Source organism: Chthonomonas sp. (genome assembly GCF_035294165.1).
GTDB lineage: Bacteria > Armatimonadota > Chthonomonadetes > Chthonomonadales > Chthonomonadaceae > Chthonomonas.
Map to the genome: position 1 here is coordinate 1 of NZ_DATGLN010000051.1, position 18,112 is coordinate 18,112.

An 18,112-nucleotide genomic window follows, 5' to 3' on the forward strand; every position below is an offset into this window, starting at 1 on the left:
GACCAATGAAGAAGTGTTCTAAGAAATATCCAAGGAAGGCTCCACAGAGCGCTCCCAGAACAACCGCTATCAGTAAAACCGATACTCCGACGTGTGGCAACTCTTCTACCTCCAGAAAGCTCTGCGAGATTCGCGGCTTTCCTCAGAGGTGAAGCAAAGACACGGCGTAAAGTAAGCTATTATTTAGACGTAAGCTCTCCTAATACCTTCTTTATGGTTTCGTTGTCAAATCCGCGTCGTTGCAAAAAGGCGGCACAGCGCCTTTTTTCTGCCAAAAGGGCTTCCCCTTCTAGATGGGCCAAACTGCCCGGAGGCCATCGGCGGGCAATGGCTGCACGCGCTCGCTGCAGCTCCTCTTCGGGGTCGGGTGGGGGCAAAGTCGCTTCGAGCAGCTCTTCCGTCAACCCACGCGCTTTTAACTCTTCCACAAGGCGCCGCCGCCCATAGCGTTTTCTATCGGCTCTATCCGCCACCCAATCTTGGGCAAACTTCGCATCGTCGAGCCATCCACGCGTTTTCAACTCCTCGATAACCTGTGCAACGACATGCTCTGGCAAGCCTTTTTGCGCTAAACGCCTCTCGATTTGGGCTTGGCTACAGGCCGAGCGCGCTAAGGCACGAAAAGCTAGGGTTCGGGCTGTCTTCAGCTTCTCTTCATCCAAAGCGGCAATTACCTCCTACTCTAAACAGATCACCTGGCCGTCATAGGCCGGGTTTACATGCTCCGGCGTTTCTGCGCAGAGGGTGGCGTGGTCGAAACGATGGGAAAGATGGGTAAGCAGTGCCTGCTTTGGTTGCAGCTGTTCGATAACCTCTAGCGTCTGCCAAAGGCCGAAGTGGGTGGGGTGCGGCTCGTAACGTACGGCATCTATGATGAGTAGGTCGAGATGGTAGAGTTTTTCCATGGCTTCAGGTGGAATGTGGCTAACGTCGGTGACGTAGGCCATGCAGCGCTGTGTTTGAGGGTGGTGGAAGCGATAGGCGAGCACGGGAAGGTTGCCATGCAGCACATAGAAGGCCTCAATGATGAGGCCGCACAACTCCATGGGCGATTTCACTTCAAAGAGCTGTAGGCGGGGCTTGCCCCCACCGGCTTGAGTCTCTATGAAGACATACCGAAAGACGCGCCGAATATCTTCCAGCGTTGAGGCGTCGCCGTAGATAGGTATCTCTTTGCCCATCAGGTCGTTGTAGCGACGTAGATCGTCAAGCCCCATCAAGTGGTCGGCATGCGTATGGGTGAAAAGAACGGCGTCTACCGCACGTAAGTTGCAAGCAATGGCCTGCAAACGTAGTTCTGGCGGTGTATCTACCAAAATCGTGCCGGAAGGGCTTTTAACGGCAATGGAGGGCCTTGTGCGTTTATTACGTGGGTCGTTCGAGCGACAGACCGCACAATCGCAGCCGATCATGGGCACACCGTGCGATGTGCCGCTGCCTAATATGATGATTTCCAGCAAGGCGTTAAACTTTCCCTTTAATATAGAGCGTATCGTAAGATTTTCTGCAAACCCTTAGTCGGTCTTGGCAAAGGCATGCTCTCTTTCCTGCCGGAGCCTATGCGGTGTTCGTAAGGGGCAAAGGTACCGATTTTCCGGTCTCTAGAGAACGGTAGACAGCTTCGACGACCTCCACCACATCGGCCCCGTGCGTCCCCGGCGAGTAGAGGGAGCCATAGCCGAGTATAGCGCTCACGAAATTGGCCACCGGCCCCTCAACAGGCAGCATATCGGCCTCCTTGAAGCGGCGCACCTGCTGCTCGTGCAGGGTAATGCTTGTTTCAAACTCCCAGTGGTTCACGGTGACGGTTCCACCGGTGCAGGCAAAGATATGCCGTAGTCGGCGATTAACAAATTTACTATCCCCAATGGCGGTGATGTTGGCGAACGAGCTATTATCCAGCTCCAGGCTCACCGAGATGCGCATATCGGAGGGGTAGTTGTCGGCGACGGCAGTAACCCGTTTCACCTGCCTTCCCGTTGTCCAAAGCAGTTCTGAAACAAGGTGCGAGCCGCCATCTATGAAGTAGCCTCCGCCGGCGAGGTTTGGGTCGGCGCGAAAGAGGGAGGGGGGGACGACACCGGGCAGATTTTCTGGAAGAGGAGCTTTGCCGAAGAGTGGCTCTGCCGAGCCGCACCAAAATAGCGAGGCAGCCTCTAGTTCGCCCATGCGCTCGTCGTGGAGCGCTCGGCGAATCTGGTGGCAGTGCGCCCAATGTGGAGGGTTCAAAGCCACTGCCAGTTTGAGGCCTTTCGCTTCGGCCAGGGCGTTCAACTCGCGCGCTTCCGCGGTGCGCACGGCTATTGGTTTCTCAATGAGAACGTGCAGCCCACGTTCCAAGGCCGCTTTCGCCTGCTCGTAGTGGAGCGCATGAGGGGTTGCGATAACCACGGCGTCCAGAGGAACCTCCTCAAGCATCTTTCTCCAGTCGGCGTAGGCGCGTTCAGGAGGCAGATGGAAAAAGGCAGCAAGGCGCGCCCGCGCCTCCGGGTCGCGGCGGCAAAACGCTTCCAAGCGGGCTTCGGGACACTTGAGTATGTCCGGAATGTGGCGGCGTGAGGCGAAGTTCCCCGCTCCAATAACACCCATCCGTACCACATTCTTTGGGGTCGCTCCCTCTGAGGCTACTGTCATTTCGCTCCCTCCTGCAGGCTCCTTTTGCTATCATATTATCATGAAAAGAGAGAATTCGCAAGAAGGAAGCGCAAAAGTGTATACTGAATTATACGAGATAGGGAAGAGCTTTGGGAATGTCGAGAACAGGTAGGCCAAAAAACCAGATGGGCAAAGCGTCGCGACAAAAAAATACCGGTTGGGACCCTACCCTGCAGCGCCGTCTTCAGGACATTGTGGGGATTGGGCTGATTTTTCTAGGGCTTGCGGGTTTCGTCAGCCTTTTACAGCCGGAGCACGCCCCCATACCGGAACTTCTCGATGCCGGCTTGCGCCTTTTCGCCGGTTCAGGTGCCTATGCTATTGTAGGGGTGATCGTGCTGCTCGGGGTCATGGTGCTGAGGGGATTTCAACGACTGCGGCTTACCCTCTCCTCGCTGGGCCTTTTTCTGCTATTTCTTACGTTTGTTACCTGGCGCCATCTCCTGCTGGTGCCCGGTGCCTCCCTTGATCCCGTGCGCATGAAGGAGGCCGGCGGGTGGCTGGGCGGGTTGGTAGGTTGGACTCTCTATACGCTGCTGCAACGGCCGTTAAGTTACCTCGCTCTCGGCATGACGCTGCTTGTCTCCATAGTGCTTATTGTGGATAGGCCGCTTGCCGATCTTATCGCCCACCTCCATGAGCGCAGCTTAAAAGCGGTGGCACTGGCGCTATGGCAAAAAATAGCCCGTGTGCGTACAGCCCCTCGCGCGCTTGCCACATCATCGCCTTCCCGTGCGCGAAGCCTCTCTCCTGCAGCCGTTCCTCCAACAGAACGCACTCTGCCTGTTGAACAAAAGTCGCAAGCGGAGGAGCAGAAGGCGGTAGTTCGCGTGACGGCGCCGCGCAACGCGCCCCAGCCCGAACCGGAGAAGCCGGCACGTCACTTCCCCAATCCGTTCCAGCTTTTACGTCGTAGTGAGCCGGACAACAAAGAAGAGGCAGCTCCTTCCGATTCGGCGCCATCTCCCTCCTCCACAGCTCCGCCGGCGCCCAGTGCAGCATCCGCTTTTGCGCTGCCACCGCTCAGCCTTTTAAAGGAGCCTGCGGCGCCTTCTGCCCGCAAAGCCTCTGAGGGAAAGGGAGTCGGTCTGGAACAGGCCGACAGGATACGCACCATCGAGGCCACGTTAGAGCAGTTCAACATAGGTGCGAGCGTGGTGGAGGTAGCTAGCGGGCCTACCATAACCCGATATGAAATTCAACTAGCTCCCGGCATCAAGGTGAGTAAGATCGTAAGCCTGGCCGACAACCTTGCCATGAGCCTAGCTGCCATAGATGTGCGCGTTGAGGCGCCTATTCCTGGAAAATCGGCCATCGGCTTGGAGGTGCCAAACCTGAATCCTTCTGTGGTGACCTTAAGAGAGTGCCTCGACACCGACGAGTTTCGCAATGCGCCCTCTAAGCTCACCGTGGCGTTGGGCAAGGATGTTTCCGGCCAATGCCGCTATGCCGATTTAGCGAAGATGCCTCACCTACTGATCGGCGGTTCCACCAATTCAGGGAAGTCTATCTGCCTCAACTGCCTCATCGCGAGCCTTGTCTATAGGGCGACGCCCTCCGAGGTGCGTCTGCTGATGGTAGACCCTAAACGTGTGGAGCTGAGTTTATGGGATGGCATCCCTCACCTGTTGCATCCGGTGGTTAAGGACGTGAAGCAGGCCGCGGGGCTTTTTCATACTGCGCTGCGTGAGATGGATCGTCGCTACGACCTTTTTGCCCGTATGGGGTCGCGCAACATTGATAGTTACAACGAAAAGGTGCCGCCTGAAGAGAGGCTTCCTTACATCGTGCTTATTGTGGACGAGTTAGCCGACCTCATGCTGCAACATGGGGCTGAAGTCGAAAACTCGATCTGCCGTTTGGCACAATTGGCACGCGCTACAGGCATCCATCTCGTTATCGCCACACAGCGACCCTCGGTGGACATCATCACGGGCACCATCAAGGCAAACATCTCTTCCCGCATTGCCTTTGCGGTGGCCTCTCAGGTAGATTCGCGCACGATTTTAGATATGCCCGGTGCAGAGCGCCTTATTGGGCGAGGTGACATGCTTTTTATGCCCATAGATGCACCAAAACCTACGCGCATTCAGGGGTGCTATCTGAGCGAACAGGAGACCCAAGCGCTGGTGGACTATCTGAAGCAGCAGCCTTCGCCGGGAGACATGCTGACGATTGCAGATGATGGAAAGGACGCGGCGCAGGAACGTATCTTCGATGAGGACGACGTGGACGAGCGGCTCTTTGCCCAGGCCGTTCGCCTCGTGGTCAACAACGGTCAAGCCTCTACCTCTATGCTCCAGCGCCGTTTCCGCATAGGCTACACGCGCGCGGCCCGCATTGTGGAGATGATGGAAGAGCGGGGCATCGTGGGCCCGCTGAGCGGAGCGCGGCCACGCGAAATTCTCATTAGCCGTGATGAGGCCGAACGCCTTTTAGCCGGCGAAGGGCTAGGAGCAGGTGTAAGTGGATTCGAGGCGGATCGAGAAGGCCAAAATTAACCGAGAATACCCACCTCTTCTGCCCAAGCCAGCACATGGCGCCATTCCGGAGAGGGGATCACCCCGCTTTTGTTAAGCCTCTGAACCATGCCGAGAGCAAAATGGACAACATAGTCCTCCGGCAGTGCCAACTCCCGTGCGATCTCCCCATGTCCATAACCTTGTGCCGAGAGAAGGAGGATGCGCCTCTGATCGCCTGTTAAACTGTTGCGCAGATGCTCACTCACCTGGCGCTGCTGGCGTTCCAACTTACGGAAGCGAATACGTGCCTTTGTTCTCACTCTTTCTCCTGTAGAACTTTGTGTCCTTTCCTAGAGAGCGGCTTTTTGCCGCCATCTATCCCTGATTCTGACAAGCGGCGAAGTCTCTACCTGGCGAGACCTCTTAATACTAGTTTACGCTAATTAGCGGTGAATCGGCAAGGTTTTAGTGGCCGTCGAGTTTGCTTTCTCTAGGGCCGTTTTGGTTTAGGCAGCAGACCTTTAGCGATGTAGGGTAAGAACAAGCAGGGTATGCGCAGGTAGGTTTAAGGAGGAGTCCTCTTTGAGAAAGCCTGTGGGCAGCATGTAGGGTTGGGGCTTAATGCGATCGGGGTGCGCCCAATCGTTGGCGGCCATAGGGCTATCTGCCATAAGGATCGTGGCGGAAACGCTTCGGGCCTCGAAATCGTTTAGAGTAAGCCGCACCAAGCGATCGCCCTCTATCAGGCGGTTGATGAGGAAGAGGGTCAGCGTGTTACGGTCTTTGGTAAGGGCTGCAAAGGCATCCACATCGGGCACATCGGTTACGGCTTGGAGGCGACCACGCGCAGGAACGTCCTCTCCAGGGCCTTCTATATGGATGGCTACCGGATAGTAAGGCTTGGCCGCCGCATAGAGCTGTTGGGTGTAGTATTGGGGGTCTACATAGACAACTCCACGCACCTTTTCAATGCAGCCGCCGTGCATGAAGCCTGTCATATTGGCAATGGAGATAAGGTCGCTATGTCGCATCATCGCGTTGAGCATGAGGGCATTAAAGATGGCCCCGGAAAAGGTGCTGTGGTTCGGCACGCTCCGCCAGTTCGGCCCTCCCACGATGATGCCCCACTCGGTGACGGCCAAACGCGTGTGGGGATAGGGCCCCTCCCCCTGTTGGATGAGGTGGGCCAATTGGGGAAACATCACGCGGTCGAGGAAGGTAGGAAATGCCATGGCGCTTTGATACTGGGCGTCATAGTCCGGAGCTCCTGCCGCCTCCGGCAAAGGCAGCAGCGGATGGATGGAGAGGTAATCGGGCGGGCGATTCCCCTCTTCCAGACTTCGGCGGAGCAACGCCTCGTTCCAGGCGGCATCGCGCGATAGCCCCTCTGGTGTGAACTCGTCACCCTTACCGGTTGCAATAAGCTTTATGGTCGGGTCTACCCTCAGCATGGCATCACGAAACATAACAAAGCGTTGGGCGTTGCCTTGGGCGTCGGTATGGCCTATCTGCCAGTCTCCGTAAAGCTCATTGCCCACCTCCCATATCTTTACGCCGTAGGGCGCCGGATGGCCGTTTTCGGCGCGCATTTGAGCGTAGACGCTGGAATCGGGCGCACCGTTGCAGTAGGCTACCCAGGCGGCAGCATTCTCCGGCGTGCCATCGCCGGCGTTCACAGTAATTTGGGGCTGTATGTGCAGCAGGTGGCAAAAATGCAGAAACTCATCGGTTCCAAAACGATTGCTCTGTATGCCACCCCATGCGGGGTTGCGCGAGCTAGGGCGTCGGTTGGGGTCTCCTATGCCATCTTCCCAGTGATAGCCGCTCGAAAAGTTTCCACCGGGGTAGCGTAGGATGGGGATATGCCATTCTCGGGCGCGAGCTACCACTTCCGGGTCTAGTCCGGCAATGTTATCGGTTGGCATCAGCGAGATGCGATCTACGATCACCGGGTCTCCGTTCGTATAGGCAAGCACGAAACGATAGGCCTCGCCCTTTTGAGGAGTGGCTTCTTGGACAGAGAAGGTGAAGGTGACCTTTTGCCATGTTCTACCGTGCACGACGATGGGGCGTTGGGCAAAAACCTGCCCTTCACGGGCATCGGTGCCCTCTATTAGTAGCTCGATGGTGCCTGCGGTTCCTAGGCTGCGACAGAGCGCTTCAAAACGATAGTGTGGGTCGCGTGTAACCGGTAGGAATACGGTTTGTTCGAGGCGACCCACAGCAAGGCCATTTGTTGCACCGGCAAGCTGAACGGCATGGGGAGAGTAGTAGCCGCCTTCCACCCAAGTGGCGTTTCCTTGAAGAGTCCAAAAAGGCGGAGCGGTGTCGGAGGGGTTTTCCGGCTCGAGGCTTGGGTTGAGAATAGCATCGGCGAGGATGCCTCTTTCAATGGCGTGACCGAGGTCTTCGAGGAAGTTACCAAAAATATCCTGCGAGATGGGGATGGCGTTGGGTTGACTTGCATCCACAGTAATCGTGGTGGACGCATCGGTTGACCGTGTGTAGAGATAGAGAGCGGGCCGACTTGGTGCGGGCATAGAGCTTGCTTGTCCTTTCATGGAAAAACCGATCAGAATGCTAAGGATGATCCCGAACGGGTTTCGAGAGGAGAAGAAAGTTTTTGTCACCGTTGGTTTATGCCTTTCGTGGGAGTGCTTATGCTCACATCGCATTTTTTGAACAGCTTAGCACCCGTTGACCGAGAGGGTTTTAGTGTGCTATATAATATTCATGATGGCATCAAGCCGAACGTTAGGTCAAGGGAAAGCTTTTATTGGCCTTGTTTCTCGTCGGTTTGTGTCATCTTCCGTTGAACAGATTCTTGCTTTCGAGCGAGTAGAGAGTTGAAAAATGGCCACCGGAAAGCCTACCCTTCGTGAGATTGCTCGTCTTGCCAATGTTCACTATGCGACGGCCTCTTATGTCCTTAATGGCGCACGCAGCAGCACGCGTGTTTCTGAAGAGACTCGCCAAAGGGTACTTGCTGCAGCTCGAGAGCTTGGTTACACGGTAAACCGAGCCGCTCAGCAGCTACGCACGCGCCGAAGTCACGTGGTGGGGCTTTTGGTTGGCGGGCTGGAAAATCCCTTCTTTGCTCGCATGGTGTCGTTGTGTGCGATTGCGCTGGAACGGCGTGGTTACGAGTTTGTTTTAAACACTAGACGTGCCGATGAATCCAACGATCTGCACCTGTTGGAAACGCTCAACTCACGTCGGCCGGACGGCATGATCCTCTGGTGTGAAACCTCCACCCAGGTGTTAGAGCGGGCGCAGCAGCCCGATATGGAGAATGTGGTTGTTATTGGCTATCTCATGCCCAACCGGGATAGCGTTCGCGCGCTCTTTACCACCGGGCTACAGGAGGCGGTAGATCATCTTTTGGAAAGGGGTTATCGGCGAATCGGCTACATCGCTCCGGCATCGGCGGTGGCACGTAACGATGTGAGGGGTCAATTTTACAAGCAGTTTGCGGAGAAAATCGGGCAGCCCCCGCTTATCTATACCTTCCCCGGAACCGCCTACGATGTTGGGGCAGCCCGTGCTTGCGCAGAACAGATTGCCGACGACCCCCATCGTCCGGACGCTCTTCTCTGCTTCAACGACATGGCGGCCTTAGGGGCGCTCTCCGGTCTTCGGCGGAAGGGGATACGGGTTCCTCAAGATATGGGGCTTGTGGGATGCGACGATCTGCCTCTCATTTCCCAACTCGACATTCCGTTGACAACGCTTGTCTATCCATTGGAAGAGATATGCAATATTGCCGTCAACATGTTGGTAGAGCGTCTAAACGCCCTTTATAAAGGCGAGGAGTTACCTCCTCGCCATGCTGAAGTTCCCACACGCTTAGTTGTCCGCTCTTCTACCTGAGGGGTCGCCGTGGTAAGGGCATTCTTGCCTATTTTGTAGGCGGTGCCGAGGTACTTGAAGCGGAGGCAACCGTAACCGGATTTTGCGGCATCACATTGAGATGCTCTGCATCCAGCGTAACAAAGAGGAACGCGATGCACATCTCATCGGTGGTCTGTTCACCCCACCCAACGGCTTTGGGATGATCGCGATTGGGGTTAAAGGGGTTATCGCTTGAATTGTCGTAGTAGGCCACCAGGTGAACCACAGTTCCTTTTGGTAAGGCCACCGGCTGGCGGTACCAGTAGGTACGTTGCCAGTTGAAATCCCAATTTTTAATCCAGATAAGTGGCACCTCTTTGCCGTTTGGAAGCGTAGCCCACAGCTTCATCTCCTTGCCCAACAGATGCATGTGCGGCATGATGCTCATCACATGACAGTCCACCGGAACGGTGGTTTGCGCATCCACTTCGTAGTGCGGAGCACCGGGTGGAATGCGGAAGCCGAAGTTGGCTACCATGCTGACGATGGCGTTTTTATGAACCGGCTCTTTGGCCAAATAGAGCCCGAAGCTCGTCTGATCGGTTTGAGGCACGCCGTTCTTATGGTAGTGTACCTGCAGAACCAGCAAGGCACCTTTGGGGATGCACATGGCCACGCCGGGTGGGGCAAATTGAGGCGCGTTTCCGGGCGCCCACCCACCTAGGAAACCGGTGGGTACAAAACCAGGTCCGCCGAAACTGGTATAGCCCGGCTCGTGGTCATTGGGATGCTCTTTATGATATTTTTCGGAGACGGCGGGGGAAAGGTGCAGGCCATCCACATAGATAATAACATGGTGAACCACGGCGCGCGCATCGGGGTGAACTTCAACGGCTCGTACCCATGCATCGTGGGTAAAGTGGGGATCGATGATGAAGTTGCGGTAAACATCGTCTCCATCTGCGGCCACATGATAAGGCTGATCGGAGTGGAAGACGAGGTCAGGTTTACCTAACTCCCAGCCGGATGGGTAGTGAGGCATGGGCGGCGTTTTACTGAGATCGCCGGCGGGGGCACCCGCTTTGGCCCACTTTACCAAGACCTCTTTTTCAGCGGCAGTAAGCACGTAGTGATGTTCTCCCACAAAATCGCCATAGCCCGGCGCCGGTTTCCAAGGGGGCATGGTGCCATTTTGTGTGTAGCGAACGATGTCGGGCGCCCAAGCGGCAGCGTCTTTGTAGGTGGTAAGAGAGAAGGGAGCTACTTGCCCGGGGCGATGGCACTCTATGCAATGGTTTTGCAGAATAGGGGCCACGTCGTGAGCATAGGTGGGTGTTCCCGGAAGCAGTGCCACCGAAGCCACAGGGCCTCGGCGAATGATGCAACCGAAGGAAGGCAGGTTAGGGTGAGGAACTGGGCGATCTGCTAATACAGCTTCAATAGCCTGTTGCAGGTCGTGGGAGGTCACTTTGGTGGTGACGACGTTATCGTCAATGCGCCCACGATAACAGACTTGCCCCTGGCGGTTGACCACGACAGCCTCTGGCGTGTAGGTGGCTTTTAACTGGGAGACCAGCACGCCCTCTTTATCCTGCACAATGGGGAAGGGGAATCCGTGCTCTTTGGCATTACGTTGGATATCGGCCAGGCTCTCTTGAATGTCGGGGTAGACCCCAAAAAACTGCACATCCTTTCCGGTAAACCGGCGTGCCAGTTCCGCTAGGCGAGGGCCGTATAGGTTAGAGACAGGGCACTGACAAGAAAGAAAGAGGAACACGTTGGCTTTGTGAGAGGCGATGGTCGTCCAGGAATAGGCTTGGCCGGCGATGTCACGAAACTCAAGACGGGTTGTCTGGAGCGAGGCCTTTTCAGAGTTTCCTGTTCCTGAAGCAGACCATCCAACGAGCGCTAACAGCCCAAACGCCAGTAGAAGCCAACGCTCTGGCTTCAAACCGCCAAGTTTTCTCATCCTAATCTACGCTCCCTTCAAGGGTGTTCACGTGGTTTCTCTAAAGAATTACGAAACTGTCACCGGATTATATCCTTCTTTTGCCGCTTATCTTTTGAGGTAACATGCATCTATCGTTCCCTTTTTAGCATACCTCGATTGAGTTTAAAAAGGAGCTTTGGGTTTCATGCAGAATCGGCGTGCTCCCGACGGAGAGAGGAACGGCAGAACCCGCGCCTGGGCGACGATCCATTTGGCAGCTATTCGTGCCAATATTGCAGCCCTGCGGAAGCTTGCCGGCCCTTCTAAAGAGATTATGGCCGTTGTGAAGGCCGATGCCTATGGGCATGGACTTCTTGCTGTGGCCAGAACGGCTTTGGAGGCCGGAGTTCAATGGCTTGGAGTGGCCACCGCAGAGGAGGGAAAGTGCCTCCGCCGGGCCGGCATCACCTGCCCAGTAGCTCTGCTGTGTGTGCCCGCGCCTCAAGAGGCCGAGCAGGTTGTTCATTACAACTTAACCCCCCTCATCGGGAGCGAAGATGTGTTAAGAGCGCTTATGGCCGCCGGATGTCGTGAGGCCCATTTAGAGATTGACACCGGTATGGGGCGTGCGGGCGTTTTGCCGGAGGAGGCGGTCGCTTTATGGAGGCTTGCCCAGAGCCGTGGCCTTACCTTTACCGGTTTGGGAACTCACTTCGCCGAAGCGGAAAATCCCTTTCGCGAACTTACCCAAAGCCAGCTCGAACGTTTTCATTGGGTTCGTCATACCTTAGAGAAGGCGGGAGCGAGGTTCCGATGGGTACATAGCGCCAATAGCGCCGCGCTGCTCGAAGGTTTGGACTCCGAATCGAATCTGGTGCGACCGGGCCTGCTTATCTATGGAATACTGCCGAACACTCCTCAAAGCCACCTCTGGCGCACGCGATTTCTTCCGGCTCTTCAGCTTGAGGCTGCTATCGGCACCGTGCGGGAACTACCTCCAGGGCACTCTATTAGCTATGGAGCTACCCATCGGCTGGCCCGTCCCTCTCGCGTGGCCACCGTTCTTCTAGGTTATGGCGATGGGTACCCGCGTCGCCTCTCTAACCAGGGCTACATGTTGGTGCATGGTCAAAAAGCTCCCATATTAGGTCGAATTTGCATGGACCAGACCGTTCTCGACGTTACCGATATTCCCTCCGTTCAACCCGGTGATGTGGCCGTCGCCATCGGGAAGCAGGGCGCAGAGCGCCTCTTTGTAGAGGAGATGGCCAAATCCATCGGCACAACTGAACATGAAATCACCACCTGTCTCACCCAGCGTATCCCCCGTATTTTTAAGCCTTAAAATCCCCTTTTTCCGCTTTTACCCCTCCACAAAGCATTTTCTATTACGTGTTGTGAACAATTTCACACCTCCTTTGTGACATAGGTCACAGTGCAATTCGCAAAGCACAGCTATCATAGATAAGTGTGATGCGACGTTTCTATGGCGACACCGGTGACGCAGCCCTGGAAGGTGTCCCGTTCATACGGTGTCGCCACCTTTTTCCAAATCGTGAGACTTTTCGGAGAAGAGCAATGGGACAAAACAGGTTGTTTGAGCTAACGGGTCTGGAGTCGGCGGGGGGTTTGAGCGCGCTTTGCTTTACATCCGATGAGAAGCACATCGTGGTGGGTAGCGCCCAGGGAACAGTGTGGTTTCAGGAGGCACGCACTAACAGCGAACCGATAGTGCTGGGGCACCATCGAGGGCCGGTTTGGGCTGTGAAGGCTTTAGATACGGAGCTGGTGGCATCGGTTTCAGAAGATGGAACTGCCCGCGTTTGGCATCTTGGGCAACAGCGCTGTCTTCACATTTTCCGTGCTTCCTTTCCGCTGCGCACAATGGTGTGTGCCGGTGGGCTGCTTGTGATGGGTGGGAAAAGCCGTCATCTGCTCTGCCAAGATGTTTACACGTGGCAGGTGCTGCCCGATCTCGGCCCCCATAGTGGAGAGGTTACGGCGTTGGCGCTTTCTGCAGACGGCAAGATTCTGTTCGCCGGCCTCGGTTCCCATCAGGGAGGAACCTATCTTTGGGATTTGCACAAGGGAGAGGCGATCACGCTGTTGACAGGGCCAGGGGCACCTGTGACGGCCTTGGCCTGCTATCCGGAGGAGCCGCATCTCCTTGCTGCCTACGCCGATGGCGAACTGATTTGCTGGCATGTGCACGAAAAGCGCAGGGTTGAGCAGGTTGAGCTAGGTGAGGTGGTTTTCGACATGGCTTTCCTTCACCCTAACGCGATGGTGGTGCGCACAGGCACCGGTAAGCTCGATATTTGGAGCCTAAGGCCACTGGCTCCGGTATTCTCGTGCTTGGCCGCTCCTATAACGGCGCGTGCATTCGCTCTGGCACCGGAGAAAGGCCTTATCGCCATCGCGGCTTCGGATGGTAAGGTCTATGTCTGCGCCTATCCACAGCAGCACCCCCCCTCTTCACCGCACGAGCACCAGCACGACCGGGGGTCTGCTGACGGATCGGCCAACACTTCTTCTACAGAGACCAATGACCCTGAAGGCGAATACGATCTGGCAAAGCAGGCAATAGAGAGATGTCCTTCTTTAGAAAACCTAATGCGTTTTGGGCACGCTTGTGCTCGTCTCTCCCTCTATCGTGAGGCGCTTCAGGCTTTCGAGCAGGCTGTGAACACCGATGCGGGCGACCCAGAAGCGCGTTTTCAAGTGGGGATGTTCTCTTTACATCTTAGCGAGTTTGCAAAGGCCAGGGAGGCTTTTCGAACCGTGCTCGATCTCGTGCCAGACCACGCTCCGGCGCATAATAACTTGGGCACCCTCCTGTTGCAAGCAGGCCAATTCGATGCGGCTTTAGCTCATTTCCGCAAAGCCATCCAAATCCGCCCTGCCTATCCTTTGGCCTATGTCAACCTCGGTCTGGCCTATTGGCATCTTCAAAAACAGGAAAAGGCGAAGGCCGCATTTCAACAGGCCATCGAGCTTGCTCCCTATCTGCCTATCGCCCGCTATCAGATGGGGCTGCTCTGTTTGGAGATGGGGGAAGAGAGTGAGGCGCGGAAACACTATCTAATGCTCACCCAGTTGGATCGGCGTCTCGCGGTACGGCTGCGCGAGCGTTTGTTTCGCGTCCCCACCGACATAACGGAGCAGAAATGGAAGGAGATGCGACGCCTTGCGGAGCGCTTGCTGCAATCTGCGGCGCAAGGCGACACGGAGACAGTTGCGCTGCTGTTGGCACTAGGTGCTCCTGTACATGAGATAGAGCCGGAGATGGAGCGCACGGCACTGTTGCTGGCATCCGCCGGCGGCCACGTTCGCACTATCGATCTGTTGCTCGATGCCGGAGCAGAGGCCAACGAGAGCGACCGTTTTGGCAGAACAGCTCTCTATCTGGCGGTGGAGGGAGGGCACGTGGAGGCGTTGCGACGCCTGCTACGCGCCCGTGCAAACCCCAACTTCGCCGACTATAATGGGCACACACCTCTTCATGTCGCCGCTATAAGGGGCTGCGAATTGAGTGTGCGCCTACTACTTGAGGCCGGTGCACTCGAAGACCTGCTCGACAACCAGGGAAAGACACCCATTGAGCTTGCCCAAGAGAACAGGCACTGGGAGTGCGTGCAGCTGCTCGAAAATGCAGGGGGCGTGATACCCTCGGCGTTGCCGGCTTTTCAGGGGTCTTAGCGGGCTGCCAAAACGTCGTGCCTATGGCAGTTCCCCGGATCTCTTGCTTGGGTAATGGCGACCTTAACCGCAGCCCTCAGGCGTGCTAGAGCGTATCGTTTTGGAAAAACTCGATGATCTCGCCGCAGGGACCTTTGCAGAAGGCGATGCGGAACTGTTGCGGGCTATCTCCTTCGATGGAGAGCGTACGCGGCTCCATGGTGACGATCGCGCCGGCAGCCCGGGCTTTTTCGATGGCGGCATCGCAGTCGTTGGTACGCAGAGCCACGTGGAGGAGCGCTCCTTCCGGTAGGCCTCCTTCCGGTGGCGGTGTGCCGCCGGCAAACACCTCGAAGTAGTTGCCATCTCCGGTGTCGAGCATCACCGCACGTGCATCGCGGCCGCCTGTGGCGCGTTCGTCTTTACCCCATCCGTAGACGCGTCGAAAACCGAGGCCCTCTATATAGAAGCGTAGCGCCCCTTCAAAATCCCATGCGCGCACGGCCACATGGTGAAACCCACCCCCGTGAAGGGCCGAATTGTTCCCTGTTCTTCCCATGCAGTTTTCTCCTTGCGTTTTGCAAAATTGCCGAAATCCTGGATCGCGTGGTTCTTGAAGAATACTCTAAAGTGACCGATTTTGTGTTGTGGGCCGATGCCCGCCGGCCTGTCTGAACTGCCTAGCGGCCTCTCTGCCGTATATCCTCCAAAAACAGTTGAATGCGCAACTCCCCTTGGTAGGTGTTGCGTTGGAGACGATAGCAGATATCGGTTGCGCCGGGGGCTAGCTCAGATGCCAGAGACCCTTGCCCCCACATAATCGCCGGATAGGTAACGGTTAGCCCATGAGAGGTTTGCGCTTCCACCAGCAGCTTGAGATGTTGCGACTCCTTGCCGATCAAGCAGACGGATCGGACAGGGGCGCCATAGCTAACGAAGATGGGTTCGGGGTTCTCCATGCCGAACGGGGCCATGCTTTCAATCTGCTCTAGAAGCTTTGTATCAATCTGGTGGGGTCTTAGCTCGGCGTCTATATCGAGAACGGGTTGTAGGTCTTCCTCTGTCAAGCGTTGGCGTGCGATCTCCTCCATGCGCCGGGTAAGGTCGGCGACGTTTTCTAAGCGAATGGAAAAACCGGCGGCATGTGCATGGCCTCCTCCATCAATAAGGAGGGGACGACACTGCTCCAGGGCCTCACCGAGGTCGAAGGCCTCGATGGAGCGAGCCGAACCGCGCCCTTCGCCCGTTTCCGGATTCAAGGCCAGCACAATGGAGGGGCGATGAAACATCTCGGTAAGCTTACCGGCCACAAGGCCGATGATTCCGCTGCCCCAGCCCGTCCCTTCTATCACGATGCAGGCTCGTTCGTGCAGGCCCTCTTGCTGCACCCGAAGCACGGCCTCTTGAAATATCCGTTTCTGTTCTTCCTGACGGGTTCGGTTTCGTGCATCGAGCAGGGCTGCAAGGCGTCTTGCCTCGTCCAAATTGGACGTCAGCAGGAGATCGAGGGCGGGTTTTGTCTCGTCCACACGGCTCGCCGCATTTAAGCGCGGGCCGATGCCAAAGCCAATGTCTCGCACGGTGAGAGGAGGGACGTTCTCCTCTGTCTGCGCCCTCTGAAGCCCGCTTACTTCAAGGAGCGCCTGAATGCCCGGCTTCTTGGTGTAGGGCAGTTGTTGAAGTCCAAAGGCCACGAGAACACGATTTTCGTCGAGTAGGGGCATCATATCGGTGATCGTGCCGATGGTGACAAGGTCTAAAAAGGCTTGGCGATAGCTCTCCACTTTGAGGCCGAGATGACGAACGAGGGCCTCGCCACAACGAAACGCCACTCCCACTCCGGCCAAATAGGGAAACGGATAGCGCGAATCGGCACGATGTGGGTTGACGACGGCGACGGCACGTGGCAAGACCTCGGGAGGCAAATGATGATCGGTGATGATGACATCTATCCCGAGCTGACGTGCGTATTCGACCTCCTCCACACGGCGAACACCGCAGTCTGTTGTGATGATGAGGCGCACACCCCGGGCCTTCGCCCGCTCGATGGCCGCATTACGAATGTCGTAGCCATCTCGCCTGCGATGCGGCACAAACACCTCCACATCGGCGCCGAGCCGGCGCAACAAACGAGTCCATAAGGCTGCCGAGGTTACCCCATCGCTATCGTAATCCCCATGTACCAAAATCCGTTCGCGTTGGTTCAAGGCCTGCTGAATGCGCAGGCAGGCAGGCTCTACATCGGGTAGCAGGAAGGGATCGTGCAGATAATCGAGACGAGGATGGAGAAAACGATGCGCCTCTTCCACGGTTTCGATGCCGCGTTGCGCCAGAAGGCGTGCGACGATGGGATGGAGATCGCCGCCTTGAAGCAGGCGTTTTTCGATGGAGGGCTGTGGCGGAAGCAGGCGCCATCGCACCATCCTTCCCGGGTCGGGGTTTGTGCCGGAACGAACGAGCAGAGAAGACATGATGGCCTCGTTGAAAGGTTTCTGATATTTTAAACTATCCGGCACCGTTTTGGAAGCGGAAAAAGCTCTTTCTTGAGGCGCGATCTGCGCTTGATGGGTGTCGTGTGGTAAACTTATAGTTACCCACTGATAACGGCGATGGAGGCCGCCGAGACGTTTTTGCGTCTGAACCGCCGCTTCGTAGGCTAATGGCTCCTGGTCGGTACGTTGCGCCGATCAGGGGCTTTTTGTGTCTCTGGCTTCCGCGCAACGAGGAAAAACTCAATTTAGAGGAGATTCGTCGAAGCGACATGAAGGATGTCTTTCTCCGTATGCTTTACGTGGGAATAGGTGGTTTTTTAGGCGCCAACGCCCGCTACTTTTTGGGAGTATGGATTCAGCAGCAGGTTAACGGGTTTCCGCTGGGAACCTTGGTAATCAACATTACCGGCTCCTTCGTCTTGGGGCTTGTGGTAACGCTGGGGCAGCGTTTAGTGTGGGATCAACGATGGACGCTTCTCATTCCCATCGGGTTCATTGGGGCGTACACCACGTTTTCGACCTTCGAAAACGACTCGTTAGGCCTGGCCTCGGACGGGGAGTGGCTACGTCTATTCGGCTATTTGGCCGGAAGCGTTCTGGGTGGCTTTCTTGCGGTCTATCTAGGAAGAGTGTGTGCTTTACTGCTTGTGGGGCGAACGGCTTAGGAGGTGCAGAATACGATGAAGATAGAAGGTGTTGGCAAGGTGCTCACGATCTATGTAGGCAGTTCGGATAAGTGGCATGGGAAGCCCCTCTACGCGGCCATCGTGGAGCGTGCTCGGCAGGAAGGGCTGGCCGGAGCCACCGTTCTGGAGGGAATCGTCGGCTATGGAGCTAACTCACGTATTCATCGCAGCAAAATTCTCGATCTCTCCACCGACCTGCCTATTCGCATCGAGATCATCGATCAGCCGGAGCGCATTAACGCCTTTCTTCCCATCCTTGATGAGATGGTTCAAGAGGGGCTTATTACCCTTCGTGACTGCGAGATCATCAAATATACGCATTCACAAACCCCATAGGCCTAGCAGAGAGGTTGATTAGCTTGCTTTGTTGCCGGTTGA

Annotated in this window: 14 protein-coding genes; 6 read left to right on the forward strand and 8 right to left on the reverse strand. The window is 56.2% G+C overall.

Annotated features, from left to right (window positions below; translation table 11 throughout):
* Positions 1-179 precede the first annotated feature (179 nt).
* From VKV29_RS02030 to VKV29_RS02040, 3 genes are all read right to left on the reverse strand, one after another.
* Positions 180-662: a regulatory protein RecX gene (locus VKV29_RS02030; RefSeq protein WP_324199628.1), complete on the reverse strand. Its 483-nt coding sequence runs from the start codon at positions 660-662 to the stop codon at positions 180-182.
* A gap of 15 nt (positions 663-677) precedes the next feature.
* On the reverse strand, positions 678-1,460 hold the full coding sequence (locus VKV29_RS02035) for an MBL fold metallo-hydrolase (RefSeq protein WP_324199629.1): 783 nt from the start codon (positions 1,458-1,460) through the stop codon (positions 678-680).
* A 97-nt stretch (positions 1,461-1,557) separates the two neighbouring features.
* Complete coding sequence (locus tag VKV29_RS02040) at positions 1,558-2,634, reverse strand: Gfo/Idh/MocA family oxidoreductase (protein WP_324199630.1); 1,077 nt, start codon at positions 2,632-2,634, stop codon at positions 1,558-1,560.
* Between the two features lie 116 nt (positions 2,635-2,750).
* Here VKV29_RS02040 and VKV29_RS02045 point away from each other — a divergent pair, with 116 nt between their 5' ends.
* Positions 2,751-5,156 carry a DNA translocase FtsK gene (locus tag VKV29_RS02045; RefSeq protein ID WP_324199631.1) on the forward strand — a complete coding sequence of 802 codons (2,406 nt, stop codon included), beginning with the start codon at positions 2,751-2,753 and terminating at the stop codon, positions 5,154-5,156.
* Here VKV29_RS02045 and VKV29_RS02050 read toward each other — a convergent pair.
* Positions 5,153-5,437: a hypothetical protein gene (locus VKV29_RS02050; RefSeq protein WP_324199632.1), complete on the reverse strand. Its 285-nt coding sequence runs from the start codon at positions 5,435-5,437 to the stop codon at positions 5,153-5,155. The two genes, VKV29_RS02045 and VKV29_RS02050, sit on opposite strands and share 4 nt — an antisense overlap.
* Before the next feature lie 201 nt (positions 5,438-5,638).
* Positions 5,639-7,657, reverse strand: a complete 2,019-nt coding sequence (locus VKV29_RS02055) for an alpha-L-arabinofuranosidase C-terminal domain-containing protein (protein WP_324199633.1) — start codon at positions 7,655-7,657, stop codon at positions 5,639-5,641.
* 313 nt (positions 7,658-7,970) lie between these two features.
* Here VKV29_RS02055 and VKV29_RS02060 point away from each other — a divergent pair, with 313 nt between their 5' ends.
* Positions 7,971-8,987, forward strand: a complete 1,017-nt coding sequence (locus tag VKV29_RS02060; protein WP_324199634.1) for a LacI family DNA-binding transcriptional regulator — start codon at positions 7,971-7,973, stop codon at positions 8,985-8,987.
* Between the two features lie 28 nt (positions 8,988-9,015).
* Here the strand turns inward: VKV29_RS02060 and VKV29_RS02065 are convergent, their stop codons facing one another.
* Positions 9,016-10,917 carry a redoxin domain-containing protein gene (locus VKV29_RS02065; RefSeq protein WP_324199635.1) on the reverse strand — a complete coding sequence of 634 codons (1,902 nt, stop codon included), beginning with the start codon at positions 10,915-10,917 and terminating at the stop codon, positions 9,016-9,018.
* A gap of 166 nt (positions 10,918-11,083) precedes the next feature.
* On the opposite strand from VKV29_RS02065, the gene alr reads away from it, so the two are divergent.
* On the forward strand, positions 11,084-12,223 hold the full coding sequence (gene alr, locus VKV29_RS02070; RefSeq protein ID WP_324199636.1) for an alanine racemase: 1,140 nt from the start codon (positions 11,084-11,086) through the stop codon (positions 12,221-12,223).
* A gap of 233 nt (positions 12,224-12,456) precedes the next feature.
* On the forward strand, positions 12,457-14,577 hold the full coding sequence (locus tag VKV29_RS02075) for an ankyrin repeat domain-containing protein (protein WP_324199637.1): 2,121 nt from the start codon (positions 12,457-12,459) through the stop codon (positions 14,575-14,577).
* 85 nt (positions 14,578-14,662) lie between these two features.
* On the opposite strand, the gene VKV29_RS02080 is transcribed toward VKV29_RS02075, so the two are convergent.
* Complete coding sequence (locus VKV29_RS02080; protein ID WP_324199638.1) at positions 14,663-15,115, reverse strand: VOC family protein; 453 nt, start codon at positions 15,113-15,115, stop codon at positions 14,663-14,665.
* Positions 15,116-15,236: 121 nt separating this feature from the next.
* Positions 15,237-17,027 carry a single-stranded-DNA-specific exonuclease RecJ gene (gene recJ, locus VKV29_RS02085; RefSeq protein ID WP_324199639.1) on the reverse strand — a complete coding sequence of 597 codons (1,791 nt, stop codon included), beginning with the start codon at positions 17,025-17,027 and terminating at the stop codon, positions 15,237-15,239.
* Between the two features lie 290 nt (positions 17,028-17,317).
* Between recJ and crcB the strand changes: the two genes are divergently transcribed.
* Both crcB and VKV29_RS02095 read left to right on the forward strand, forming a co-directional pair.
* Positions 17,318-17,713, forward strand: a complete 396-nt coding sequence (gene crcB / locus VKV29_RS02090) for a fluoride efflux transporter CrcB (RefSeq protein ID WP_324199640.1) — start codon at positions 17,318-17,320, stop codon at positions 17,711-17,713.
* Positions 17,714-17,728: 15 nt separating this feature from the next.
* Positions 17,729-18,070, forward strand: a complete 342-nt coding sequence (locus VKV29_RS02095) for a DUF190 domain-containing protein (protein ID WP_324199641.1) — start codon at positions 17,729-17,731, stop codon at positions 18,068-18,070.
* Positions 18,071-18,112: the final 42 nt, after the last annotated feature.